General features: G+C 65.0%; 22 protein-coding genes. All 22 read right to left on the bottom strand.

Annotated features, from left to right (window positions below; all coding sequences use genetic code 11):
* Positions 1 to 159: 159 nt before the first annotated feature.
* A complete protein-coding gene (locus Q7U49_RS16905; protein ID WP_304766500.1) occupies positions 160 to 1,131 on the bottom strand; it encodes an ornithine cyclodeaminase family protein in 972 nt (323 codons plus the stop codon).
* Positions 1,132 to 1,149: 18 nt separating this feature from the next.
* Positions 1,150 to 2,289 (bottom strand): DSD1 family PLP-dependent enzyme, encoded by a 1,140-nt coding sequence (locus tag Q7U49_RS16900; protein ID WP_304766497.1) that lies wholly within the window; start codon positions 2,287 to 2,289, stop codon positions 1,150 to 1,152.
* A 1-nt stretch (position 2,290) separates the two neighbouring features.
* Positions 2,291 to 3,757 (bottom strand): amidohydrolase family protein, encoded by a 1,467-nt coding sequence (locus Q7U49_RS16895; RefSeq protein ID WP_304766494.1) that lies wholly within the window; start codon positions 3,755 to 3,757, stop codon positions 2,291 to 2,293.
* Positions 3,758 to 3,782: 25 nt separating this feature from the next.
* Positions 3,783 to 4,688: an NAD(P)-dependent oxidoreductase gene (locus tag Q7U49_RS16890; RefSeq protein WP_304766491.1), complete on the bottom strand. Its 906-nt coding sequence runs from the start codon at positions 4,686 to 4,688 to the stop codon at positions 3,783 to 3,785.
* Between the two features lie 27 nt (positions 4,689 to 4,715).
* Positions 4,716 to 5,447, bottom strand: a complete 732-nt coding sequence (locus tag Q7U49_RS16885) for an aldolase (RefSeq protein ID WP_304766488.1) — start codon at positions 5,445 to 5,447, stop codon at positions 4,716 to 4,718.
* Between the two features lie 35 nt (positions 5,448 to 5,482).
* Positions 5,483 to 6,454 (bottom strand): tripartite tricarboxylate transporter substrate binding protein, encoded by a 972-nt coding sequence (locus Q7U49_RS16880; protein WP_304766485.1) that lies wholly within the window; start codon positions 6,452 to 6,454, stop codon positions 5,483 to 5,485.
* Between the two features lie 218 nt (positions 6,455 to 6,672).
* On the bottom strand, positions 6,673 to 7,578 hold the full coding sequence (locus tag Q7U49_RS16875; RefSeq protein ID WP_304766483.1) for a LysR family transcriptional regulator: 906 nt from the start codon (positions 7,576 to 7,578) through the stop codon (positions 6,673 to 6,675).
* A gap of 23 nt (positions 7,579 to 7,601) precedes the next feature.
* The gene (locus tag Q7U49_RS16870) at positions 7,602 to 9,041 is read right to left on the bottom strand and encodes an amidohydrolase family protein (RefSeq protein ID WP_304766480.1); all 1,440 of its coding nucleotides are present in this window, start codon (positions 9,039 to 9,041) and stop codon (positions 7,602 to 7,604) included.
* A gap of 25 nt (positions 9,042 to 9,066) precedes the next feature.
* Positions 9,067 to 10,182, bottom strand: coding sequence for a DSD1 family PLP-dependent enzyme (locus Q7U49_RS16865; protein WP_304766478.1), 1,116 nt, complete (start codon positions 10,180 to 10,182; stop codon positions 9,067 to 9,069).
* 44 nt (positions 10,183 to 10,226) lie between these two features.
* Entirely contained in the window at positions 10,227 to 11,144 is a 918-nt protein-coding gene (locus tag Q7U49_RS16860; RefSeq protein WP_304766475.1) for an NAD(P)-dependent oxidoreductase, read from the bottom strand.
* Positions 11,141 to 12,361 carry a hypothetical protein gene (locus Q7U49_RS16855; protein WP_304766472.1) on the bottom strand — a complete coding sequence of 407 codons (1,221 nt, stop codon included), beginning with the start codon at positions 12,359 to 12,361 and terminating at the stop codon, positions 11,141 to 11,143. Before Q7U49_RS16855 ends, Q7U49_RS16860 begins: the two co-directional genes overlap by 4 nt.
* A gap of 11 nt (positions 12,362 to 12,372) precedes the next feature.
* Positions 12,373 to 13,341 carry a D-2-hydroxyacid dehydrogenase gene (locus Q7U49_RS16850; protein WP_304766469.1) on the bottom strand — a complete coding sequence of 323 codons (969 nt, stop codon included), beginning with the start codon at positions 13,339 to 13,341 and terminating at the stop codon, positions 12,373 to 12,375.
* Entirely contained in the window at positions 13,338 to 14,282 is a 945-nt protein-coding gene (locus Q7U49_RS16845; RefSeq protein WP_304766466.1) for a D-2-hydroxyacid dehydrogenase, read from the bottom strand. Before Q7U49_RS16845 ends, Q7U49_RS16850 begins: the two co-directional genes overlap by 4 nt.
* Before the next feature lie 17 nt (positions 14,283 to 14,299).
* Positions 14,300 to 15,220 (bottom strand): ABC transporter permease, encoded by a 921-nt coding sequence (locus tag Q7U49_RS16840; RefSeq protein WP_304766463.1) that lies wholly within the window; start codon positions 15,218 to 15,220, stop codon positions 14,300 to 14,302.
* Positions 15,217 to 16,164 (bottom strand): ABC transporter permease, encoded by a 948-nt coding sequence (locus Q7U49_RS16835; RefSeq protein WP_304766460.1) that lies wholly within the window; start codon positions 16,162 to 16,164, stop codon positions 15,217 to 15,219. The genes Q7U49_RS16840 and Q7U49_RS16835 overlap by 4 nt, the downstream gene beginning before the upstream one ends.
* Positions 16,158 to 17,159: an ABC transporter ATP-binding protein gene (locus Q7U49_RS16830; protein ID WP_304766457.1), complete on the bottom strand. Its 1,002-nt coding sequence runs from the start codon at positions 17,157 to 17,159 to the stop codon at positions 16,158 to 16,160. The genes Q7U49_RS16835 and Q7U49_RS16830 overlap by 7 nt, the downstream gene beginning before the upstream one ends.
* Positions 17,149 to 18,141: an ABC transporter ATP-binding protein gene (locus Q7U49_RS16825; RefSeq protein WP_304766454.1), complete on the bottom strand. Its 993-nt coding sequence runs from the start codon at positions 18,139 to 18,141 to the stop codon at positions 17,149 to 17,151. Before Q7U49_RS16825 ends, Q7U49_RS16830 begins: the two co-directional genes overlap by 11 nt.
* Positions 18,141 to 19,658, bottom strand: a complete 1,518-nt coding sequence (locus Q7U49_RS16820; protein ID WP_304766451.1) for an ABC transporter substrate-binding protein — start codon at positions 19,656 to 19,658, stop codon at positions 18,141 to 18,143. The genes Q7U49_RS16825 and Q7U49_RS16820 overlap by 1 nt, the downstream gene beginning before the upstream one ends.
* Positions 19,659 to 19,848: 190 nt before the next feature.
* Positions 19,849 to 20,610: an SDR family oxidoreductase gene (locus Q7U49_RS16815; protein ID WP_304766449.1), complete on the bottom strand. Its 762-nt coding sequence runs from the start codon at positions 20,608 to 20,610 to the stop codon at positions 19,849 to 19,851.
* A 53-nt stretch (positions 20,611 to 20,663) separates the two neighbouring features.
* Positions 20,664 to 22,097, bottom strand: a complete 1,434-nt coding sequence (locus Q7U49_RS16810) for an aldehyde dehydrogenase family protein (RefSeq protein WP_304766446.1) — start codon at positions 22,095 to 22,097, stop codon at positions 20,664 to 20,666.
* A gap of 38 nt (positions 22,098 to 22,135) precedes the next feature.
* A complete protein-coding gene (locus tag Q7U49_RS16805; RefSeq protein ID WP_304766443.1) occupies positions 22,136 to 23,062 on the bottom strand; it encodes an NAD(P)-dependent oxidoreductase in 927 nt (308 codons plus the stop codon).
* A gap of 47 nt (positions 23,063 to 23,109) precedes the next feature.
* The gene (gene otnI, locus Q7U49_RS16800; RefSeq protein ID WP_304766440.1) at positions 23,110 to 23,904 is read right to left on the bottom strand and encodes a 2-oxo-tetronate isomerase; all 795 of its coding nucleotides are present in this window, start codon (positions 23,902 to 23,904) and stop codon (positions 23,110 to 23,112) included.
* Positions 23,905 to 23,908: the final 4 nt, after the last annotated feature.

Raw genomic sequence — 23,908 nt, 5'->3', positions numbered from 1 at the left:
CGAACACCATGATCACCATGGCAACCATGCACACCACGATCAGCAGTTCGAGCAATTTGAAGAAAAAATGAGTACTCTTTTGCAATGCAGGCTCCACAATAATTAATTCGTCACGCTCGCCTTGAGCAGGGAGGCGGGCATCATGTGCAGCGCCACCGATCAATACGCGACGCGGCAGCCCAGGCCCCGCTCTGCGGCCAGGCGCACGGCCAGATCGGCCACCACCAGATCCTGCAAGGCCACGCCGGTGCCATCGAACAGGGTGATTTCCTGTGCGCTGCGTCGCCCCTCGCAGAGGCCGGCGATGACCGCGCCGAGGCTGCCGCGCAAGCTCTGCTCCGTGATCAGTCCGGCGTTAAAGGCATGCTGGCATTCGCCGATGGTGATGGCCTGCGCCGCCTCATCGACGAACAAGGCGGCGCAGGCCACCAGCGCTGCCTCCAGTTCCTGCTTGCCCTTGGTGTCGGCGCCCATGGCGCTGATATGGGTGCCGGGACGGACCCAGGATTTTTCCACCAGGGCCCGCTGCGAGGGCGTCACGGTGATCAGGATGTCGGCGTTGGCCGCCACCGCCTGACAGTCGGTTTGCGGCGCATAGGCCAGCCCCAACTCGGCCACCGTGCGGCCAAAGGTCACGAGGTTTTCCGGGGACGGGTCCCACGCATAGACCGTGCGAACGGGGCGCACAGCCAGCGTCGCACGCAACTGGTAGGCCGACTGAACGCCGGTGCCGATGATGCCGAGCACACTGCTGTCCGGACGTGACAGGTACTTGGTGGCGATGGCACTGGCCGCGCCGGTGCGCACCCCGGTCAGGTAGTTGGCGCTGACCAGAGCCGAGGCGCGGCCCGTTTCCGGATCGAACAGCACGGTCGAGGACTGGTGATTGGTCAAGCCCTTGGCCAGGTTGTGGGGCCAGTAACCACCCGCCTTGAGGCCAAGCAGGGGGGCACTGGTGTCGCAGCCGGTCTTGACGCCATACACCGCATCCTGATAGCCCACCAGCTCGCGCACGACCGGGTAGTTGCGGGCAAAGCCGCGCGCCATGGCGGCGAAAGATTTCTCAACGACGGCGATGGCGTCTTCCACGCTCACCAGGGCGCGGGCGTCCTGCTCAGATATGACCAGCATGTTGTTTCCTTTTTGTCTTTACCAGCCGCTGAAACGCGGCCAGGTCGCAGTGATCTCGTGATCGGCTCCCAGCACCTTGTAGCTGGGATACTGCGCTGCGGTGGGGCAGGCATGGTTGGGCAGGATCCGGACCTGGGTGCCGACCGGCAGATGCAGCGCCGGGTCCGTCTTGCCGGAGCGGTGCGCCATGATGCCGTGCTCCTGATTGGCACCCACCAGAATGAAGTCGTCCAACGGCCGTCCATCAAGGTCACAGACGATGCCATAGCCCTGGTCCACCGCCTGCTTGGCCGTGCCACGGTCGCGCGACATGGCCATCCAGCCGGCATCGAGAATGGTCCAGCCTTTTTCGCGCTGGTGCCCGATCACCGTGGCCAGCACCGACAAGGCGATGTCGTCCACCCGGCAGACATTCAGGCCGGCCATCACGAGATCGAAGAAGACAAACACGCCGGCCCGCACCTCCGTCACGCCCTCCAACTGTTCGGCGAACAGCGCGGTCGGTGTCGAGCCCACGCTGACCACCGGGCACGCCAGGCCGGCCGCGCGCAGGCGCTGCGCCGCATGGACGACCGCGGCCCGCTCCTGCTCGGCCATGGCGCGGATCGCCTCGACGGACGCACAGTCGTAGGAGCTGCCAGCATGGGTCAGCACCCCTTTCACCACGATGCCGTTTTCCTCGAGGAAGCGACCAATTTCGACCAGTTCGTCCGCGTCGGGCGCCACGCCCGAACGGTGACCGTCCGAATCAACCTCGATCAGGACGTCGAAGCTACGCTGCGCGAGCTTAGCTCGTTCAACCAGCAGCCGCGCCGTCTCCATGCTGTCCAGCAGAATCGATAGCCGCACGCCCTTGTCCTGCAGGGCCATCACATGGTCCAGTTTATTGGGCGCAATGCAGACGGCATACAGGATGTCCTTGACACCGTGCGCCGCGAAGTAATCGGCCTCCAGCAGGGTGGAGACCGTGATCGGGCCTTCGGGTGTTTCCATGAACCGGCGCGCCACGTCGATGCACTTGTTGGTCTTGACGTGCGGGCGGAATGAGACCCCGAGACGACGCATCTGACTGCGCATGCGTTCGATGTTGCGGTCCATCCGGGCCTCATCAAGAATCAGCGCCGGTGTCTGCAGTTGTTCCAGAAGTTGTTTTGACATCTTAATTCTCCGTTTCTTGCGTTTCACGTGCCAGTACCCGCCCGGGCCGCGCGCCGGTCGAACGGCCATCGCGCCAGACCACGGCACCATTGACGATCACCGTGTCGATGCCGCGTGCCGGCGCAATCGGCTTTTCATAGGTGGCGACCTCATCCACCGTGTCGGCGTTGAACAGGGTCAAATCGGCGTAGGCCCCCTCCTTGAGCACACCCCGGTCTTTCAGGCCAAAGTTCTTCGCCGTCAGCCCGGTCATCTTGTGCACCGCTGTCTCCAGCGGGAACAGCCCGAGCAGGCGGCCATAGTGGCCCAGCACACGGGCAAAGCTGCCCCACAGGCGCGGATGCGGTGCCGAGTCATGCGGCAGGCCGTCGGAGCCAATCATGGTCTGATCGAACTTCAAAATGCGCTGCACATCGGCTTCGTCCATGCGGAAGTAGATCGCGCCGGCAGGCAGCAGGCGCTGCACTGCCTCGTCCTGGGAGACCCCCATCTTTTGCGCGATGTCGGCCAGATCCTGGCCGGCATACTCGGGCAGCGCTTTCGACCAACTGACAATGACCCGTGTGGCAGTGGCCGCGCGGTCGGCGGACAGGATGGTGGAGCCGGCGGTGTAGGGATAGCAGTCCAGGCAGATCGGCTGCTTGGCCATGTTTTTTTCGATGAAGGCCAGCGTCTCCCCGGAGCGACCGTAATTCGCCTGCCCCACCAGTTTGTGGTGCGAGATCACCACCGGCACCCCGACCTCGCGGCCGATGCGAAAGCTTTCCTCCAGCGAGTCGATCACCCGGTCGGCTTCGTCGCGCATATGGGTGCAGTACAGGCCGTTGAATTCCTTGAGCGGGCGGCAGATCTCGATGATCTCCTCTGTGGGCGCGGCAATCGCCGGCTCATAAAAAAGCCCGGTGGACACACCAATGGCGCCGGCGCGCATGGCCGCATCGACCAGTTCGCGCATGGCGTCAATTTCGGCCGCCGTCGCTGGCTGCGTCAGGTCATCCATGGTGGCCACGCGCAAGGTGGTGTGACCCACCAGCATGGCGCAGTTGGTGGCGGCCGGTGCGCTGCGCAGCGCATCCAGGTAAGCGGCAAAACTGGGGAAACGGAACCACTCGCCCTCGCCGTCGAGCAGGTTCAGCGGCGGCGTGACGGGGTCTGGAATCGGGCGCGGCATGGGCGCCAGCGAGACGCCGCAGTTGCCGCCGATCACCGTGGTCACGCCCTGACTGACCTTCGGCGTCATATCGGGGTTGGACAGCATGAATCGGTCGTCGTGGGTGTGCGCGTCGATGAAGCCCGGCGCCGCAATGCGACCCGCCAGATCGATTTCCAGCGCACCCCGCAGCTTTGAGAGATCGCCGATGCGCGCGATGCGATCGCCACGAATGCCGATGTCGCCCGCGAAACGGGGCGCTCCCGTGCCGTCGACGATGCTGGCGTTGCGAATCAGAAGGTCAAAAATTTCCTGCATCAGAGGTCTTTTGTTGAGAAACTGGTTACTTGCCGCACAGTGGCGCGCCATGCATGCCACAAAGGATGTTGAGCAGTTCGGGAATCATTTTTTCACCCCCCCCCACATTCGAAGCGGTGATAAAGGTCTGGTGCACCGCCTCCCCGACATAAGCGCCGACCTGCAGGTCTTCTGCCATGTGCGTGAAGTAGCGCAGATCCTTGCCCGCATTGATCAGGGAGAACAACATGCTGCCCGGCTCGCCGCTGTCGAGAAAGGGCATCAGGCGTTTCAGCACGGCACTGTCGCCGCCGCCGGTGGCCAGCACCTGGGTCAGCACTTGGCGGTCGACCCCGGCCTTGCCGGCGCAGGTGTAGGCTTCCGCCAGCAGGGCCAGGGTGCCCAGGGAAATGTAGTTGTGCAGCAACTTCATGCGGTGGCCGGAGCCGACCCCGCCTCCGATGAAAATATTCTCGGAGTAGGCTTCGATCAGTGGGCGGAGCTCCGCAATCGTTGCGGCATCGCCACCGAGCATGGTATTGACACAGCCGTCCTCGGCATGCTGCGAGGTACGGGTCATCGGGGCATCGATATAGCGCCCGCCGCGCGCTTGCACCGCCGCCGCCACCTTGACCGTCGAGACCGGATCGGCCGTCGTGCCGTCCACGACGGTAGCCCCGGCCCGCAAACCTTCCAGCAGCCCGTCTGCACCATAGACACAGGCTTCGACCTGGGTCGATCCGGTGACACACATGAAGACCACATCGGCGGCGGCCGCCACGGCTTTGGGCGTTGCCACCGTTTGTGCCCCCATGCTGATCAAGTCATCGATCGGCTGGTTGCCCGGATGGTCCAGCAGCGTCATGGCGTGGCCCTGTTTGAGCAAATTTTTCGCCAAACCGTGCCCCATCAGGCCGACACCAATAAAGCCGAGTTGTTTTTTTTCAGACATGTCGATTCCTTTCAAAGTTTATTTCAATCAGCTTGCGTACTCGGGGTGCTCGCAATCGAGCTTGCGACGCAGCGCGTCCAGATGCAGCCGGGCCCAGTGCTCGCGTTCACGCCCGAACTGGCTGACCGTTTTATGCGCAATGTCATCCGGCACCATCCTCAGCGGCCGGTTGCAGCTCATGGCCAGGACCTGCAATTGGGCCGCACGCTCCAGGTAATACAGGTGATCAAAAGCCTGGGCAACCGATGGGCCGACCACGATCACGCCATGGTGCGCCAGGAACAGCACATGTTTGTTGCCCATCCGGCGGGCGATGCGCTCACCTTCGCGCGGATCATGGGCCAGGCCGTTGTAGCTGTCGTCGTAAGCGATATCGTCATAAAAACGCAAGGCCTCCTGCGAGGCGGGTTCCAGTCGGCCCTTGTCGAGCATCGTGATCGCGGTCGCGTAAGGCATGTGCGTGTGCAACACGCAACGCGCCTCGGGGTGGATGGCATGAACCTGCGCATGGATATTGAAGGCGGCAAAACCGCCATCCCGGCCACCCACCTGGTCAACGCCGTTCTCGTCCACCAGCATCAGCTCGCTGGCCCGGGCTTCGGAAAAGTACATTCCCCAAGGGTTGAGCAAAAACCGCAAAGGGTCATCACTCACCCGCAGGCTGAAGTGGCTGCAAACCCCGGCCTGTCCGCTGAACATGGCGGCGCCGCGGAAAACGGCTGCGAGATCCTTTCGGTCTTCCATGAGACGACTATCCATGTGATGAGCTCCGGCGAAGAAAATCGGGGTCAGGCCTAATCGACCTTGGCGCCAGAGAACTTGACAACCTGGGCCCATTTGACTGACTCACGACGCGCCAGCTCACGAAATTCATCGGGCGAGCTGGGAGCAACCTCGATACCCATTCCGCGGAAACGTTCCCGCACCTCCGGAGTGGCCAGCGCCTTGCGCATCTCGGCATTGATCCGCGCCACAATATCCGCAGGCATCTTCGCCGGACCGACCAGGCCACCCCAGGCCACCACTTCAAAACCGGCCACGCCCTGCTCGGCGATGGTCGGCACGTCCGGGAAAGCTGGCGAACGCTGGGCTGCCGAGATACCCAGTGCCCGCAAGCGACCCGCCTGCACATGCGGCCCGGTGACCGGGGTATTGGCCATCATGAGTTGCGCGTTGCCGCTGATGACATCGGTGATGGCAGCGGTCGCAGCCCGATAAGGCACGTGCAGCATGAAGGTGCCGGTCATGGACTTGAACAGCTCAACACCCAGGTGGGCGGTGGTTCCGTTGCCATCCGATGCATAAGCGATCTTGCCGGGATTCTTCTTCGCATAAGCGATCAGCTCAGGCACGTTATTGACCGGCACGTTGTTGTTGACCACCATCAGGTTGACCGCCCGCAGCACATTGCCGACCAGCGTCAGGTCGCGATCCACATCATACGGAACGTTGGCCAGCAGGGAGCGGTTGGTCGCCAGTGACACGATGTTGCCGTAGGCCAGCGTGTAGCCGTCGGCCGGTGCGCGCACCAAATCCATGGTGCCGATCACGTAGGAGCCACCGGGCTTGTTGTCGATCACGATGGGCACGCCCATCTGCTGCGACATCTGGGTGGCCAGCGCGCGCATCAGAATGTCGGGTGCGCCACCCGGCGCTGACGGCACAATCAGGCGGATCGGCTTCTCGGGATAGGCCGCGAGACCCGGCATGGCCACAGCGGCCAGCGCGGCAAAAACAACATTGAGCAGCAGAAGGCGTTTACGCATCACACAGTCTCCCTAAAAAAGTAATTCAACCGGTCACACAAAATAGTCTGAGAAAATTATTTTAGGATCCGCATTGATAAAAATATGCTACATAAAACTACATCAATAGTTTAATTATTCTTACGAATGACGGGGACTTCAGACGCCCACCGAGCCAAGCCCGGGCGCCCATGCGGTCCGGATGGGCGAGGTTCATGCGGCGTGCCCAATCCGGTTGCTCAGCGCCAAGGTGGCACGGGACGGAAGCGGTCCTGCAGGAAGGTCAGGAACAGCTTCACGCGCGCCGCCATCCGGTTGCGCCGATCCACCAGAGCCACAATGTCGGCGTCCGGCAGGCGCCAGTCTTCCAGCACGCGCACCAGGCGGCCAGTGGCCAGACTCTCGGCGACGTCCCATTCAGAACGCATGATCAGCCCCTTGCCCATGAGCGCCCAATGCCGCACGACGTCACCGTCGTTGCTGCTCAGATTTGCAGCCACCCGAACCGACACATCGCTGCGATTCTTCGTAAAGCGCCACAGGGTCACGTCTTCCTGGTTTTCACGCAGCGCGATGCAATGGTGGGTCAGCAGGTCCTGCGGTTTGCGCGGTGCCGGGTGACGGGCCAGATAGTCTGGGGCCGCGCAAACGAAGCGTGCATTGGGCGCAATCGGATAGGCGACCATGTTCGAATCTGCCAGACTGCCAATATGCACGATCATGTCAAAGCGATTGGCATCGGCCACCGTGACCACGTCGCTGAGTGACAGGGAAACGATCAGTCGGGGGTGCAGGGTATGAAAGTCGGCAATGGCGGCCGCCAGATGGTGTCTGCCAAAGCCCAGCGGAGCACAGACATTCAGTGTCCCTGCGACCTCTCCCGAGCGCGCGCGCAAGGTGTCGGTCAGTTGATCGAGGTCTGCGATCAGCCCAACCGCGCCCGCATAAAACAGCTCGCCCTCATCCGTCAGGCTGAAACGCCGCGTGGTGCGGTGGACCAGGTGCAGGCCCAACCGGGCCTCGAGTTGGCGCAGCCTCTGCGACACGGACGACGCCGTCACGTCCATGCGCCGTGCGGCCTCGGCCAGGGATCCGCCTTCGGTGACGGCCACAAAAAAGCGGAGATCGGTGATGTCGTTCGACATGGGTCAGGCAATGGCGCGCCCTGTCACAGCACCCGACCCGGGCGGGTGCCCGTGGCGCGCCCGTCGCGCCAGACCACGGTGCCGTTGACCACCACGGCCTCGATGCCGCGGGCTTGCGCCATCGGCGACTCGTAGGTTGATGCGGCATCCACGGTGTCGGCATCGAACAGGGCCAGATCGGCATAGGCGCCCTCCTGGAGGACGCCCCGGTCGCGCAAACCGAAGTTGCTGGCGGTCAGGCCGGTCATCTTGTGCACCGCCATCTCCAGGGAAAACAAACCGAGCAGCCGGCCGTAATGGCCCAGCACCCGCGGGAAGGTGCCCCACAGGCGCGGATGGGGGGCAGCATCATGCGGCAGGCCGTCCGAGCCGATCATGGTCGGCCCGAATTTCAGGATGCGCTGGACATCCGCCTCGTCCATCTTGAAGTAGATCGCCCCGGCCGGACTCAGGCGCTCGACCGCCTCCTCCGGGCTGACGCCGAGCTGCCCGGCGATGGCATCGAGGTCCTGACCGGCATACTGCGGCAGCGCCTTGGACCAGCTCACCAGCACACGCTTGGCACCGCGCAGGCGGTTGACCGACAGAATGGTTGAACCCGCGGTATAGGGATAACAATCGAGACAGACCGGCTGCTCACGCATGCGCTGCTGGATCAGCGCCAGGGTTTCGACGGAGCGGCCGAAATTGGCGACCTCCTGCACCTTGTGGTGCGAGATCACCACCGGCACGCCCAGCGCACGCCCAATGCGGAAAGTTTCCTCCAGCGCCTCGACCACCTTGGCGTCCTCGTTGCGCATGTGGGTGCAATACACCCCCTTGTGCTCGGCCAGCGGCCGGCACACCTCGATGATTTCCTCGGTTGGCGCCGCGAACGCGGGCTCGTAAAACAGGCCGGTTGAGACACCGATCGCCCCGGCCGTCAGGGTCTCGTCCACCAACTGCCGCATGGCGGCAATCTCAGCCCGGGAGGCAGGACGCGACAGGTCGTCCATGGTGGCGACGCGCAGCGTGGTGTGACCGACCAGCATGGCGCAGTTGATGGCCGCGGGCTGCGCCCGAAGCGCATCCAGATAATCGGAAAACCTGCGGAAACGAAACCAGTTGCCGCTGTCGTCGAGCAGGTTCAGCGGCGGCGTCACCGGACTCGGAATGGCACGCGGCATGGGCGCCAGAGAAATGCCGCAGTTACCGCCGATCACCGTGGTCACGCCCTGGCTGACCTTGGGCGCCATGTCGGGGCCCGACAACAGCAGGCGGTCGTCGTGGGTGTGGGCATCGATGAAGCCGGGCGCTGCGACCCGGCCGGCCAGGTCGATCTCCTGCCTGCCGCTGGCGCCAGACAGGTCGCCAATACGGTCAATGCGATCGCCCCGGATGCCGAGGTCGCCGCTGTAGCGGGCCGCTCCGGTGCCATCGACGATGGTGGCGTTGCGGATCAGCAGGTCAAAGTTTTGAGTCATACGGCGGACGAGGAAAATGGGAAACTCAGAGCAAGGCACCGCGCGCGGCGATCGGCCAGATCGCCTCGACGCGGTCGCCGCGGATACACACCAGTTCATCGTAGAGGTTGACGGTGGGGTCGCAATGCCCTGGCACCAGCATCAGCGCCTCACCCAGGGCCAGGGAAGAATCCGCCGGGACCTCCAGCACGCCATGGTCGTCGGCGGCCTTCACGTACTTGAGCTCGGGGCGCTGCCAGACCGTGGGCATGCCTGAGTCGATGCTGGACGCCTTCAGGCCCGCGTCAAGGACTGCGCGGGTGGGCTGGGTGCGGCTCAGCACGGCGCTGCGAACAAACAGCGCATGCTCAAAACGCACGTCCTGGGCTCCCGGCTGGTTGTCGCCATAGTCGCGGTCCATGAAGATGTAGGAGCCCGCCTGAATCTCGTTGAAGACGCCGGAGTCGCGCTCCAGCAGAAAAGTGCCGGTGCCCGCGCCGGTGATGCGTTCGACCTGCAGGCCGTCGGCCTCGATCAGTGAGCGACTGATCCTGGCTGCCTCACACGCCTGAGCAATCGCCTGCTCCCGCTCCAGCGCTGTGCGTTTGTGCTGCGCCGGACCGTGGTAGCACTGCAGGCCGGCAAAGCGCAAGGGTGGACGGTCGGCAATCAGCCGCGCCAGGCGGGCGACGTCCGCGCCGGGCGCGACGCCACAGCGGCGTCCACCCACATCGATCTCGACATAGACATCAATGGCCACGCCCTGGCTGCGCGCCACGTCGGCCAGCGCCAGCACCTGCAGCGGGTCGTCCACCAGCACCCCCATGCGCGCGCGCCGGGCCAGGTCGGCCAGGTGCATCAACTTGGCAGTGCCCACCACCTGATTGGTGACCAGCACGTCGTTGATGCCGGCCTCAACAAACACCGCGGCTTCGCTGACTTTTTGACAGCAAATGCCAATGGCACCCAGCGCAATCTGACGGCGCGCAATGTCAGGGCATTTATGGCTCTTGGCGTGGGCGCGCAGTCGCACCGGATGGCCCTTGAGCGCATCCACCATGCGCTGCAAATTGCGCTCGAAGGCATCGAGGTCGAGCACCAGTGCGGGCGTGTCGATGGCGTTCACAAGATCGGCGGGATGGGCGGCTTTCCAGGGAGTCATGGTGGAGGTACCTTGGTGAGAGGGTCAAAAAAACAGGCCAATGCTCATGCGCCCAGGCCCAGCGACCCGGCCGCTCCGGCGGCGCCACTCATGAGCAGGCGACGGACATCGGCGGCGTAAACCACCTCGGAGTCGTCCTGCGGGCGGTAGCCCAACTGGTGCCGCGCCGAGCCCAGCGACCAGAAGGCCCGGGTGTTGTCGGAGATGCCGTAGGCAACGACCCAGGGCACCGCGCCCTCGGCCACGATGGCCTGGGCTTCCACGGCACAGCGCACCAGCGCCGCGCAATCACGGTCGCTGAGCCAGGCACCCAGCGCGCGCTTGAAGGCGGCAAGCCCCGAGGGGCGCGGCAGCGAGGACGCGACTGCCGGGGCGCCGGGCTCGTAGCGCGCCGCCTGGATCGGGTAAGGCGAGCCAATGCGCAGCATCACCACCTCCAGCTGGCGCCCGAAGCTGCCGCAGGCGTAGGGGTGGCCCAGCAACTCGTAAGACGCCTTGGCCCAACCGTAAAAATTGTCGGCCAGCGGCAGGTCGCCCGGATAAACCATGTCGCGCTGGCGCTGGTGCACCTGCGCGTGTTCGTACCAATCGGCGGCATGGTTGGACGACACCATCACCACACGCCGCACGCCGGCCTGCAGCGCGGCGCGGTAGACCCGCTGTGCCACGCGAATGTTGGCGAACTCGGCCTCAAAACGCTCGATCTGGGGCGGCTCAGCGCTGTAGACATCGATGGCGCCCGAGGGGATGTAGGCGCTGTGCACCACCACGTCGACGCCCGCAAACAGCGCCTCCAGTTCCGCGTCGCCGGCCTCCAGCAGGTTGAGCGACTGGAAGCGCGCACCGGGCGGCAACCCCACCGGCGGGCGCAGGTCAACCAGCAGTAGCTCATGACGGCCTGAGAGTCCGGGCAGGGCCAGCGACCCGACATGACCGGCCGCGCCGGTGACCAGCAGCTTCATGGCAAGTCTCCCGCGGCCGCCAGCCCCTGGCGGATCCAGTCGAGGCGGTTGAGCGGCATCATGGCGTAATGGTAGAACTCGATGCCGTCGACACCGGCCTGCACGGCCTGACTGATTTTCTGCCGCAGGTTGGCCTCGTCCCGGCAATCCGGCAGCAGCGGCCTGAGCGCCACCGACAGGCGAGCCTGCGGTCCGAGCGCCTCGCGGTAGCGTGTCAGCACCGCCGCCACGCGCTCGGGCGTGTCCTGGTAACCCAGCACACAGAGCTCGTCGGCCACGGCAGCGATGGCGACCGGGTCAATGCCCAGCCGACGCGAGGCCGACAGCACGTCGTCGTCCGCCACCACACCATGCATGACATGGGCCATGGTGCCGGCATGGTCGACAAAAGTCAGCGGCACGCCGCTGGGGGCGATGGCCTGGCGCACCTCGGCCACCAGGCTGGTCACGGTGGCGCATCGGACCGCCACGTACTGCTTCAGGGCGTCGCGCGCCGCCTCGGCCAGCAGCACCTGGCCCGGCAGCACCGTGCCGTCCCAGACCGGCTGCAGCGCGGCGCGCATGGCCGCCGCCAACGCGGGCACATCAACCCCGGCATCGGTGGCCGCGCTGCGGCAGTGCGTGCAAAAACACAGCGACATCAGGGCGCGCGCCTCCAGCGGCAGCGGGATCAGGTAACGCTCATGGTGCTCGCCGTGCTCCAACGGCCGGTAATGCAGGCTCTCGGCCAACAGGCGCTGCACCGGGCGGCGCACGACGTCGGCCGCCAGCTCGCAGCAGTAGCTGCGCACGCGCGGATTGGCCGGGCACAGATCGGTGAGGTAGGGGTCGCCGTAGACATTGCGCGTGGCGCAGTCGGGGTGGGCCGTGGCGAGCACCGAATTGTGGGTGAAGATGGTCCAGGCCGTCACCGCCATGCCGCGCGCCTGCGCCCGCTGGCACAGGTCGGCGAGCACGTCGGCCCCTTCGGCGGCCAGCGCCTGGCGCGGCACCAGGCCACTGGCGTAGTGCGAGGGATCGACGGGAAACCAGGTGACGTCGCCCTCATTGCGAAAGACATGGCGCCTGGGGTTGTGCGGAAACACATCCCGGGCGTCGTGGTAACTGGCCGAGAAGCTCACGCTGTCGAGCCCGCCGCGTTGCTGCAGGTTGTCGAGCACCGTCGCGTGGCCCTCATCGAGGAGGTCGGTGCCGAAGATGAATGCGGATGCGCGCATGGCGTGTCTCCTCAGTACCAGAGGGCCTTGTCGACCACATTGCGCAGCGGCAGGCCGGCTTCGAAGCGGCGCGCGTTGTCGCACAGGACTTCAAGGCGGCGTTGGGGAATGTAGGGACCGACCACGGCCACATGGGGCGTGAGCAGCGCGCGCGGCTCGCGCCACAGCGGGTGCGCCGGCGGCAGCGGCTCGATCTCGAACACATCCAGCGCCGCGCCACCCAGGCGCTTGTGCTGCAGGGCCGCCAGCAGCGCGTCGAGCTTGACGGTGGCGCCGCGGCCGATGTTGACCAGCAAGGCATGTGGGCGCATCAGCGCCAGCCGCCGCGCATCGATCAGGCCCTCGCTCTCAGGCGTGTGCGGCAGCGTCAGCACCACGGCATCCACATCGGGCAGCAGGCTGTCCAGCGCCTCGGACGGGTGCATGCCGACAAAGCCTTCGGGGCAGACCGTGCAGCGCGGGTCCACGCCCAGCACCCTGGCCCCAAAAACATGCAGCTGGCGGCCAATCTCGGCGCCGATGCCGCCCACACCGACCACCAGCACGGTGCTCTCGGGCAGGTGCAGGATGTCGCTGTCGGCCAGATGGCGCGACCAGTCGCCGCTGGGCTGCTGGCGCATGTAGGTGTGCAGGTTGCGCACCATGGCCAACAGCATGGCCACCGCGTGAATGGCGACGTGGTCGTTGTAGATGCCGCGAAAGTTGGTCACCTGCACCGGGTGTGCCACCAGCTCCGGGAAAAAATAGCCGGTCGGCGGCGCGGCTTGCGGCGCCTGCAGCCACTGCAGCGCGTCGGCGCAGGCCAGCAGCTCGGGGTCGAGCGTGCCGTAGGCGGCAACCGCCTGCGGCAGGTATTTCAGTGCAGCCGCCCGGTCGGGCGCAATGACCACGTCCAGACCGGGTGCCGCCTTGGCCACCGCAGCGGCCCAGGCTTCGGTCAGCCCATCGACGGGCGGCAACATTACCAGCTGTCGGCTCATGTCAGGGCTCCGTTGGCGGCCACCGCATTGCGCCAGACACCGCCATGGCGAAAAACGTCCAGGTTGTGCGCAAAGATCGTCCCCCAGCGCGGCCCGAAGCCGGGACTGTCGCCGGCATTGTGGGCGCTCAGGACCACACACGGATCAGCCCACAGCGGCGAGCTGGCCGGCAAGGGCTCGACTTGCGTCACGTCCAGCCCGGCGCCGCGCAGCCGCCCCTGTTGTAGTGCGTCCACCAGCGCGGTTTCGTCAACCAGGCTGCCGCGTCCGACGTTGACCAGCCAGCCCGCACCCAGGCGCTCCAGCTCGGCTTTGCCGATCAGCACACGTCCGCCCGGCAGCGCCGGCAGGCACAGCATCACAATGTCAGCCCAGGCGCAGACCTCGGGCAAGGCCTCGGGCGGGCGCACGTCGGTGAGGCAGCCGGTGTAGTTCGCCGGGTTGCGCTTGATGCCCACCATGTCCAGGCCCCAGGCCTGGGCGCGACGGGCCACGCCCTCCCCGATGCTGCCCAACCCCACAATGGCCAGCTTCTTGCCCCCCAGCTCTTCGCCGGGCAGCGCGACCCAGTGGGCACGGGTCATGTTGCGCACCGACTCGCCGATGCGGCGTGTCAGCGCAAGCATCAGGGCAAAGGCATGCTCGGCCACGCATTCGGCATGCACGCCTGCCGCGGTGGTCAGCGTCACCCCCTGCGCCTGTAAAGATGCCAGCGGGTACTGCTCGATGCCGGCGCCACAGCCGGCGATCCATTTCAGACCCGGTGCCAGAAAGTCAGGTCGCCAGGTGTAGGTGACCAGCACCTCGGCACCTTGCTGCAGGGCGCTGGCAACACCCTCATCGTCGGCCGGGGCGTGGAGCGTGAGGCCCGGGATGCTGCGCACGAAGTCGGCAACGCCGGGCGGCAGCTTGTGGTGAAGGACAACGGAGAGTTCAGTCATGGAGTCACTTGTTGGTGCTAAAGCGCGGTGTCGGGACGGGCGACGGCGCCGGCGTGGCGCGGGTCCATCACATCGCGGATGGCATCACCCAGCACGTTGAAGGCGAGCATCAGCAACACCAGCGCGGCGGTGGGAAAAAAGACCAGCCAGGGCGCCACCGTGATGAAATCGCGCGCCTTGGACAACATGCTGCCCCAGTCGGCCTGCGGCGGGCTCACACCGAGCCCCAAAAAACTCAGCGAGGCATAGGCCAACTGGGCGGTGGACATGCTCAGGGCCGCCAGCACAATGACCGGCGGCAGCACGTTGGGCACAAAATGGCGCAGCAGGATCACCGGCGTGCTGACGCCCGCCAGCCGGGCGGCATCCAGGTACTCCGCGCTGTTGATGCTCAAGGCGCTGGCGCGCGCAATACGGGTGAAGCGCGGCGTGTAGACGATGGCGATGGCCACGATCGCGTTGGTCAGCCCCGGCCCCAGCACCGCCACGATGATGATCGCCAGCAGCAGCGTGGGAAAGGCAAACAGCACGTCCTGGCTGCGGTTGAGCAAGGTGTCGACCCAGCCGCCAAAGTAGCCGGCCACAATGCCGATCACCACGCCCACAACCATGGAGATGGCCACAGAAAACAGCGCCACGGCAACCGCGATGCCCGAGCCCGAGATGATGCGGCTGAGCGTGTCGCGACCGAGTTCATCGGTGCCGAACAGGTGGCGCGCCGAGGGGCCGGACAGCGTGGCGGCAAAGTCGCTGACATTGGCGTCATACGGCGCGACAAAGCGCCCGAACAGCGCCAGGAACACAAACAGCGCAACGATCACAAGACCGAACCGGCCGCCCTTGTGTCTCAGCAACGCGCGCAGCACGCTGCTGCCCCGCTGCACGGGGATGTCGTCAATCAGGTCAGCTGCCAAGGGGGCGAGTGGAGGGGCTGTCATCGGGGGCGTTGCCTCGGGTCTAAAACGGGATACAGCAGGTCAATGACCGCGTTGATGAAAACGAAGGCACCGGCAAAGACCAGCGTGGTGGCGGTGACCATCGGGTAGTCGCGCGTCAGGATCGCCTCCAGCATGCCCCGGCCCAGGCCGGGCAGGCTGAAAATCTGCTCCACCACAATCAGGCCGCCGAGCATCACACCGAACTGAAAACCGATGAAGGTGACGATGGGGGGCAAGGCGTTGCGTAGCGCATGCAGGTACTGAATGCGCTCGTTGCGAACACCCACGGCGCGCGCCGTCACGATGAAGGGCTCGGACAGCACCTCGATCATGGCGCTGCGCGTCATCTGCATGGTCATGGCCGCCATCGGGAAAGTGATGGTCAGCAACGGCATGGCCATGGAGCGCAAGTGCAGCATCGGATCCTGCGACCAGGGCGTGAACGCCACCTGAAACAATTGCGGCGCCAAATGCGAGCCCAGCAGCAGGACCAGAATGCCGATCACGAAGGTCGGCACCGAAAAGATGATCAGCAGCAGCGTGCGGATGCCCACATCCAGCCGCCGGTTGGCATGGACCGCCGCCACAATGCCCGCCGGCATGCCGATCAGCGTCGACAGCAGCAGGCACAGGATGGCGAGTTCCAGCGACACCGGGATCTGGCTGACCAGGTCATCACTGACCTGACGCCCGGTGATCGGCGACTTGCCCAGATCCCCCTGCACCGCCTGGCCCAGCCAGCGCACGTACTGCACCGGCAGCGGCTGATCGAGCCCGAGGTCACGGCGCACCTTGGCGAACTGCTCGTCGGTGGCCCCCTCCTGGCCCACGATGACGCTGGTCATGTCGCCGGGGATCAACGACCCCATGGCAAACACCAGCACCGAGACCGCGAACATCACCGCCACCAGGGAGGCCAGTCTGGACAGGACAGCTTTCAGCATGGCAGGGCTCCCTGGGTCGAGGTCGGGCCAACAAAATGACAGGCGACGTGATGCTCCGGGCCGACTTCGCGCAGCAGCGGTTTGTGCTCGGCACAGATTGGCTGCGCCATCGGGCAACGGGTGCGAAAGCGACAGCCCGAGGGCGGATTCATCGGACTCGGCACATCGCCGCGCAGCGCAATTTCGCCACGCTGGCGCTCCAGCACGGGGTCGGGCGTGAGTGTGGCCGCGCGCAGTGCGATGGAATACGGGTGCTGTGGCCGCTCGGCGAAGTCCCGGGTGTTGGCGGACTCCACGATTTCACCCAGGTACATCACGATCACCCGGTGGCTGATCGCCTGCACGGCGGCCAGGTCATGGCTGATGAACAGATAGGCCGTGCCCATGTCCTCCTGCAATTCAACCAGCAGATTCAGAATCTGGGCTTGCAGCGAAATGTCAAGCGAGGCGATGGCCTCGTCATGAACCACCAGGGCCGGCTGGGCAATGAGTGAGCGCGCAATCGACGCGCGCTGCTGCTGACCGCCCGAGAGCTGGTGCGGCATGCGCGAGGCAAACTGCGCCGGCAAACCCACGCGCTCGAGCATCTGCGCCACCGCGTCGTCGGTCTTGCGCACGCCGCGCGCCTGCAGGGGTTCGGCCACACTGGCGCCGACCGTGCGTCGCGGGTTCATGGATCCGGCCGGATTCTGAAACACCATCTGGCACTGGCGACGCCGTTCCTGGCCCGCGGCACCAGGCTCCCAGAGGTCGCCGCCATTCACCAGGATACGGCCTGTGGTGAGTGGCAACAGGCCCACCACCAGGCGCGCCAGCGTCGACTTGCCGCAGCCGGACTCGCCCACGATGCCCAGGGTCTGTCCCCGGTTGAGCGACAGTGAAACACCATCCACGGCACGCAGCAGGCCGGCGCCGGCACTGCCGGAAGCACGAATATGGAAATGCCGCACGGCTTGTTCAACCGCAAGCAGGGAAGGTTTGGCGTCACTGGCCACAGAGGCTCTCCGGAACAAAAGCTTCCTGGGCGATCCAGCAGCGCGCCAAATGGCCCGGCATGGTCTCCCGAAGCTCGGGATGGGTTTCACAGCCCGCCCGGGCCATCTCGCAGCGGGGGCGAAAACGGCAGCCCGGCAAGGGTCGTGTCATGTCGGGGGGCGCACCGGCAAGCGAGGGCATCTTGCCGCGCGTCTGATCCGCACGCGGAATCGAGCGCAGCAGGCCCTGGGTGTAGGGATGGCGCGGCCGGGCAAACAACTCGTCGACCGGCGCCTCCTCGACGATTTCACCGGCGTACATCACCGCCACGCGGTCGCACATGCGCGCGATCACGCCCATGTTGTGGGTGATCAGCAGCAGCGCCGTACCACGCTCGCGCGTCAGGTGTTTCATCAGGTCGAGCACCTGCGCCTGGATGGTGACATCCAGCGCGGTGGTGGGCTCGTCGGCAATCAGCAGTTGCGGTTCGTGCAGCATGCCCATGGCAATCACCACGCGCTGGCGCATGCCGCCCGACATCTGGTGGGGGAAGGATGCCGCCTGGCGCGCGGGGTCGGGCATGCCGACGGCCGCCAGCGCCCGCGTGATGGTGGCTTGCGCGTCGCCCTGGTGCCCGTGGGCGCGCAGGGCCTCGCGCATCTGCCAGCCGATGCTGTAGACCGGGTTCAGCGCGGTCATCGGATTCTGGAACACCATGCCGACCTTGGTGCCGCGGCGCTGGCGCATCTGCTCTTCGTTGAGCGTCATCAGGTCGGTGCCGTCAAGCACCACCGCACCGGCCTCGATGCGCCCTGGCGGCGCCACCAGGCGCAGGATGGACATGGCGGTGACGCTCTTGCCCGAGCCCGACTCGCCCACCAGACCCAGCGTCTCGCCGCGATTCACACGGAAAGAGACCCCGTCGACCGCCGTGATGGGGCCGTGGGGGGTGGCAAAGCGGGTGGTGAGCCGGGAAACCTCTAAAACGGCGGGTTGGGTCACTATTTCAGGGCCACACTGGCGAGGAAGGTACGCGACAGCGTCGCGTCCGGCTTGGCGGCCGCCACCTTGGCACTGTGGGCCACCCAGGCGTTGCGCGCCGCCACGGAGATGTCAGGGTAGACCAGGTCGTCCTGCATCACGGCGATCTTGCGCAGCGAGGCCGCGTAATCCTCGGCGGAGCCGGTTTGCGTCTTGGCAATCAGGTCGGCCATTTCGGGCGGTGTGGGGCCCTGGCGGCCGGGACGCGGCATCAGGTAGAACATCGGGTCGGCCTGGTAGGCGTACTCGTTGGTCATGATCTCGTAATCGGCCCGGTTCTGCTTGTCGAGCCAGACCGCGTTCTGGTTGGCCTGGATGGTCACACGGATGCCGACCTGGGCCATCTGGGACTTCAGCACCTCGGCAAAACGGTCGAGGTAGGTGGCATAACCCGCGAGGTGGTTGAGCGTGATGTCCACGCCATTGGGGTAGCCGGCCTTGGTCAGCAGCGCCTTGGCCTGGGCCACATCGTGCTTCTGGTACTTCAGCTCGGACAGCTTGGGCGCCCAGCTGTAGGAAGGAGGCACCTGCGCGCTGGGCACGCCTTCACCGAGGAAAGCGCCCTGCACGATCTCGGCCCGGTTCAGGGCCAGCGACATCGCGCGGCGGAAATCCACATTGCTGAACGGCGCCCGGTTGGTATTGATGTTGAGTCGCACGGTGTTGGTCGAGCTCACGGCCACGGTCGTGATGCCAGGCGCGCTGCCCAATTGCAGCCGGCTTTCAGCACTCGGGAACATCAGGTCGATCTGACCCGAGCGCAGGGCCGCGATCTGGGCCGATTGCTCCGGCATGTAACGAATGGTCAGGTCGGTGACCTTGGCGGCGCCGTCCTTGTTCCAGTAGTTGTCGTTGCGCTTGAGCACCAGCTGGGTATTGGGCGTGTACGACACCATCTGGAACGGGCCGGTGCCCATCATGGCCAGCTTGGCGTCATTGGACTGCAGCCACTTGGCGCTGAGGATCGCCGACCCCACGACAAACGGGCTGCCCAGGTTGAGCATGAAACCCGCATCGGGCTGCTTGAGCTTGAAACGCACCGTGCGGTCATTCACCTTGGTGACGGCCTCCAGATGCTTGAAGCGGTCCTTGGCATAAGGCAGACCGCGCTCGGTCAGCCGCTGAAAGGAGGCCACCACGTCATCGGCGCCCATGACCGAGCCATCGGCAAACTTGACACCCTCGCGCAGCGTGAATTCGTAGGTGGTCATGGCCTTGTCGACGGTCCACTTGGTGGCCAGTACCGGCACGATGCTGCCATCGGCGTCTGCCCGCACCAGGCCTTCGTAGACCAGTTGCCATGCATACCAGGTGCGGATCTGCGAGGACTGGGTCGGATCGAAGGTCTGGGGTACCACGTCTTCGGCGACGACCAGGCCGGTAGGCCGGGCAGCCTGCGCGTGGGCCGTGTTGACAGCCATCGCCATGACCAGTCCGGAGAGAAGGCCACCTGCGAGGCGGCGAATACTCAAGCTCATACGATCTCCTTTTAGTGAGGTCGGCCCTGGATTGGGTCAACCGGTTTTTCCAACAACACCTCATGCATCAGAGACACACGAGGCCAGATGAACGACTCAACGCAAAAATCAGTCCAACCTTACTTATATCAAAATCACCGTATTGGCAGCTCGGTGATTTCCCCTATTGGCTCCGTCACCAAAGGCGCCATCAGACGCAGCGCCCGCCGTCCACTTCAATACAGACACCGCTGATGAAGGCCGCTTCGTCGCTGGCCAGGTAGAGCGCGGCATTGGCGACATCGAGCGCGGTGGAAAACCGGCCCAGTGGAATCGTGGCGCGGAATTTGGCCAGGCGGTCATCGGTCAACGGGCCACCGGCGAATTCGGCTGACAGCCCGGTCTCGGGGTTGAATACCGGGTTGACGCAGTTGACGCGGATGTTGTCGGGGCCAAGCTCGGCCGCCAGCGACTTGGACGTGACGATCACCGCGCCTTTGGAGCCGTTGTACCAGGTGAGACCGGGGCGCGGGCGCACCCCCGCCGTCGACGCGATATTGATGAAACTGCCGCCGCCCTGGGCGCGAAACACCGGCGTGGCATGCACCGTGGCCAGGTAAATGCTCTTGACGTTGACCGCGTAACATTTGTCAAACTCGTCCTCGGAGACTTCCAGGGCGGGCCGGTTGCGGTGCGTCCAGCCAGCATTGTTCACCATCACGTCGAGGTGGCCATAGCGCTGCACGGCAGCGTCCACCAAGGCCTTCACCTGCGCCGAGTTCGTCACATCGGCCGCCACAAACGAGGCCGTGCCGCCGGCATCGACGATCTCTTTCACCACGCTTTCGCCCAGGCCTGCGTCGATGTCATTGACGATCACTTTCGCTCCTTCGGCGGCCAGCCGCAGCGCAATGCCCTTGCCGATGCCTTGACCGGCGCCAGTGACGATGATGGATTTGTCTTGAACGCGCATGTGAAATGCTCCTTGAATCAGTTTGGAAACAACGCTTTTTTTGTACTCAAGGGTCAGCCGTGTTTGATGGCGACCGTTTTCAGGGTGGTAAAGCCCTGCAGCGCTTCAAACCCTTTTTCACGACCATAGCCGGAGGACTTGACACCGCCGAACGGCAACTCAACACCGCCGCCGGCGCCGTAGTTGTTGATGAAAACCTGGCCGCTGCGCAGGCGCCGGGCCATGCGGAACTGGCGCGCACCGTCTGCCGTCCAGACGCCTGCCACCAGTCCGAATTGGGTGGCGTTGGCCAGCGCCACGGCATGGTCTTCGTCGCGGAAAGCCATGGCGCACAGCACCGGGCCAAAAATTTCCTGCTGCGCCAGCCGATGCTCTACCGGCACGTCACGCAGCAAGGTCGGTGCCTGGTAAAACCCGGTCTCGGGTGCAACATCGACCACACTGCCCTGCGCCACCATGCTGATGTTGTCGGCCTGGGCGTCGCTCAAAAAGTCCCAGACGCGTTGTTGCTGGCTCTGGCGTATCAGCGGCCCCAGGTCCAGGTCCATGCTGGCCGGTCCGGCACGCAACTTTTCAAACATCGCGCCCAGGCGCTCCAGCAGTGGCTCGTAAATGGCCTGGTCCACCAACAAACGTGAGCCGGCCGAACAGGTTTGTCCGGCGTTTTGCACGATCGCGTTGACGATGGCCGGCAAGGCCGCGTCCAGGTCGGCGTCGGCAAACACGATTTGCGGGCTCTTGCCGCCCAGCTCCAGCGTCACCGGGCAATGCCGCTGCGCCGCCACTTGCTGGATCAGCGTGCCCACCGAGGGGCTGCCGGTAAAGCTGATGTGGTCGATGCCAGGATGGCGCGCCAGGGCATCACCCACCTCGTGGCCGTAGCCCGTGACGATGTTGATCGCCCCAGCCGGAAAACCCACCTCGGCGGCCATTTGCGCCACCCGGATCAGCGACAGACAGGCATCCTCGGCCGGCTTGACGACACAGGCGTTGCCCGCTGCCAACGCGCCGCCAATGCTGCGGCCAAAAATCTGCATCGGGTAATTCCAGGGGATGACGTGCCCGGTGACACCGTGCGGTTCGCGCCAGGTCAGCACGCTGTAGCCGTCCAGGTAGGGAATGGTGTCACCATGCAGCTTGTCACAGGCGCCGGCATAAAACTCGAAATAACGCGCCAGCGCCACCGCATCGGCGCGCGCCTGGCGCGTGGGCTTGCCGCAGTCACGCTGCTCCAGCGCGCACAGCTCGTCCACACCCTGGGCCACACGCGCTGACAGGCGCATCAGCAGGCGACCACGTTCCGCCGCCGGGGTCTTGCTCCAGACGGTGTCAAAACACTGGCGCGCGGCGCGCACGGCGTCATCGATGTCTTTCGCGTTACTGCGCTGGATCTGGTCAAACACCGCGCCGTCCGACGGGTCCAGCATGGGAATGGTCAGACCGGAGGAAGAGACCTGGGAGGCGTTGCCAATGAAGTTGAGTTGCATGGTTGGACTCGGTGCAAAAAGAAAACGGCGTGCGAGCTTCAGTCTTTTTTGGGCTCAAGGGCATTGCCGTTGAGCGTGTTCAGGCTGTTGATCAGATGCGGGATGAACTGCGGCGTGTAGCCCTGGTTGGTGGCCACGGTGTAGGTGTTGTGCACGGCGTCCCCCAGGTAGGACACGGCTTTGGCCTCGCCGGTCATGCGAGCGTAGTAACGCATGTCCTTGTGCGCGTTGCCGATCGAAAAACGGAACATCTGGTCGTTGCCTTCCAGCACATAAGGGCGCAGGCGCTGGAACGCCGTGCTGTTGGCGCCACCCGAATCGATCACGTCACACAGCACGGCCAGGTCGACCCCGGTCTTGCTGGCGCAGGAAAATGCCTCAGCCAGGATGGCGGCATTGCCCAGCACGACAAACTGGTGCAACAGCTTGGTGGTGTGCCCGGCCCCGACCGCGCCGCAGTAGAAAATATTTTTTGCAAAACACGCGAACACCGGTCGCATCCGCTCCAGCACCGCCGGGTCGCCACCCACCAGCAGGTTGAGTTGGCCCTCCTCGGCATGTTTGGGCGTGCCGGTCAGGGCCGCGTCCAGAAACAGCGCGCCTTTGACCGCGAGGGCGGCCGCCAGCTGGCGCGTGGAGTCAGGCTGCGAGGTGGAGCAGTCCACCACCACGGTGCCCGGCTTGATGCCTTCCAGCACGCCGTGCTGGCCCAACACCACCTCCTCGACTTCAGGCGAGCCGGTGACACAGATGATCAGGACATCGGCCATGGCGGCGACTTCGGCCGACGTTGCCAGGCTGCGGGCGCCCGCTGCAGTCAAATCGGCGCAACGCGCCGCGCCCTCTTCCGAGCGCACCAGCAACCCTGCGCCATAGCCCTTGGCCAGCACGTGCCCGGCCATGCCGCGGCCCATCATGCCCAGGCCAATGAAACCGATGTTGAGGGGACGGGAAGCATCTGTCATATTTTTCTCTGCTGTCTGGAAGGATGGGAGTTGTGATGCCGGTCGGGTCACAGATAAGCTTTGAGCCAGCCCAGACCAGCCGAGGTGCCGCCCGGCTGCGCGTTGGCAGGACGGTACTCGCAACCAATCCAGTCGCTGTAACCCAACTCGTCGAGCAAGGCAAACAAATAGCTGTGGTTGATCTCGCCCAGGTCCGGCTCGTGGCGTTGCGGCACGCCGGCCACCTGCAGGTGGCCGACCTTGCCGGTGGCCAGGTACTTGCGGATCTTCATGGCCAGGTCGCCCTCGACGATCTGGCAGTGGTACAGGTCCATCTGCACCTTGAGGTTGGCCTCACCCACGTCGGCCAGCACGGCGTGCGCCACGTCCTGGCGGTTCAGGTAAAAGCCGGGAATGTCGCGCGTGTTGATGGGTTCGATCAGCACGTCGATGCCGTGTGGCGCAGCCGCTTGCGCGGCCCAGCGCAGGTTGGCGATGTAGGTGGGGTAAAGCGACTCATGCGTGGCGCCAGCAGGCAGCAAGCCGGCCATCACATGCACACGCGGGCAGCCCAGCGTGGCCGCGTAGTCCAGCGCTTTGACCATGCCGGCACGGAATTCTTCTTCGCGTCCCGGCAGGCAGGCCAGGCCACGCTCACCCGCCTCCCAGTCGCCCGGCGGGGCATTGAACAGCACCTGCTGCAGGCCATGAGCCTTGAGGCGCGCGGCAATGTCTTGCTTGTCAAACGCGTAGGGGAACAAGTACTCCACGGCCTTGAAACCGTCTTTGGCGGCGGCCTCGAAACGGTCCAGAAACGCGTGTTCCTGGTAGAGCATGGACAGGTTGGCAGCAAATTTGGGCATAGGG

Origin of the sequence: Rhodoferax sp., from assembly GCF_030653815.1 — a bacterium.
Taxonomy (GTDB): Bacteria; Pseudomonadota; Gammaproteobacteria; order Burkholderiales; family Burkholderiaceae_C; genus Rhodoferax.
This window is presented reverse-complemented; position numbering and strand designations above follow the sequence as displayed.

Coding starts and splice junctions, on each gene's coding strand:
- Q7U49_RS16905 (WP_304766500.1), bottom strand. CDS start 1,131: ATGCTGGTCATATCTGAGCAGGACGCCCGCGCCCTGGTGAGCGTGGAA.
- Q7U49_RS16900 (WP_304766497.1), bottom strand. CDS start 2,289: ATGTCAAAACAACTTCTGGAACAACTGCAGACACCGGCGCTGATTCTT.
- Q7U49_RS16895 (WP_304766494.1), bottom strand. CDS start 3,757: ATGCAGGAAATTTTTGACCTTCTGATTCGCAACGCCAGCATCGTCGAC.
- Q7U49_RS16890 (WP_304766491.1), bottom strand. CDS start 4,688: ATGTCTGAAAAAAAACAACTCGGCTTTATTGGTGTCGGCCTGATGGGG.
- Q7U49_RS16885 (WP_304766488.1), bottom strand. CDS start 5,447: ATGGATAGTCGTCTCATGGAAGACCGAAAGGATCTCGCAGCCGTTTTC.
- Q7U49_RS16880 (WP_304766485.1), bottom strand. CDS start 6,454: ATGCGTAAACGCCTTCTGCTGCTCAATGTTGTTTTTGCCGCGCTGGCC.
- Q7U49_RS16875 (WP_304766483.1), bottom strand. CDS start 7,578: ATGTCGAACGACATCACCGATCTCCGCTTTTTTGTGGCCGTCACCGAA.
- Q7U49_RS16870 (WP_304766480.1), bottom strand. CDS start 9,041: ATGACTCAAAACTTTGACCTGCTGATCCGCAACGCCACCATCGTCGAT.
- Q7U49_RS16865 (WP_304766478.1), bottom strand. CDS start 10,182: ATGACTCCCTGGAAAGCCGCCCATCCCGCCGATCTTGTGAACGCCATC.
- Q7U49_RS16860 (WP_304766475.1), bottom strand. CDS start 11,144: ATGAAGCTGCTGGTCACCGGCGCGGCCGGTCATGTCGGGTCGCTGGCC.
- Q7U49_RS16855 (WP_304766472.1), bottom strand. CDS start 12,361: ATGCGCGCATCCGCATTCATCTTCGGCACCGACCTCCTCGATGAGGGC.
- Q7U49_RS16850 (WP_304766469.1), bottom strand. CDS start 13,341: ATGAGCCGACAGCTGGTAATGTTGCCGCCCGTCGATGGGCTGACCGAA.
- Q7U49_RS16845 (WP_304766466.1), bottom strand. CDS start 14,282: ATGACTGAACTCTCCGTTGTCCTTCACCACAAGCTGCCGCCCGGCGTT.
- Q7U49_RS16840 (WP_304766463.1), bottom strand. CDS start 15,220: ATGACAGCCCCTCCACTCGCCCCCTTGGCAGCTGACCTGATTGACGAC.
- Q7U49_RS16835 (WP_304766460.1), bottom strand. CDS start 16,164: ATGCTGAAAGCTGTCCTGTCCAGACTGGCCTCCCTGGTGGCGGTGATG.
- Q7U49_RS16820 (WP_304766451.1), bottom strand. CDS start 19,658: ATGAGCTTGAGTATTCGCCGCCTCGCAGGTGGCCTTCTCTCCGGACTG.
- Q7U49_RS16815 (WP_304766449.1), bottom strand. CDS start 20,610: ATGCGCGTTCAAGACAAATCCATCATCGTCACTGGCGCCGGTCAAGGC.
- Q7U49_RS16810 (WP_304766446.1), bottom strand. CDS start 22,097: ATGCAACTCAACTTCATTGGCAACGCCTCCCAGGTCTCTTCCTCCGGT.
- Q7U49_RS16805 (WP_304766443.1), bottom strand. CDS start 23,062: ATGACAGATGCTTCCCGTCCCCTCAACATCGGTTTCATTGGCCTGGGC.
- otnI (WP_304766440.1), bottom strand. CDS start 23,904: ATGCCCAAATTTGCTGCCAACCTGTCCATGCTCTACCAGGAACACGCG.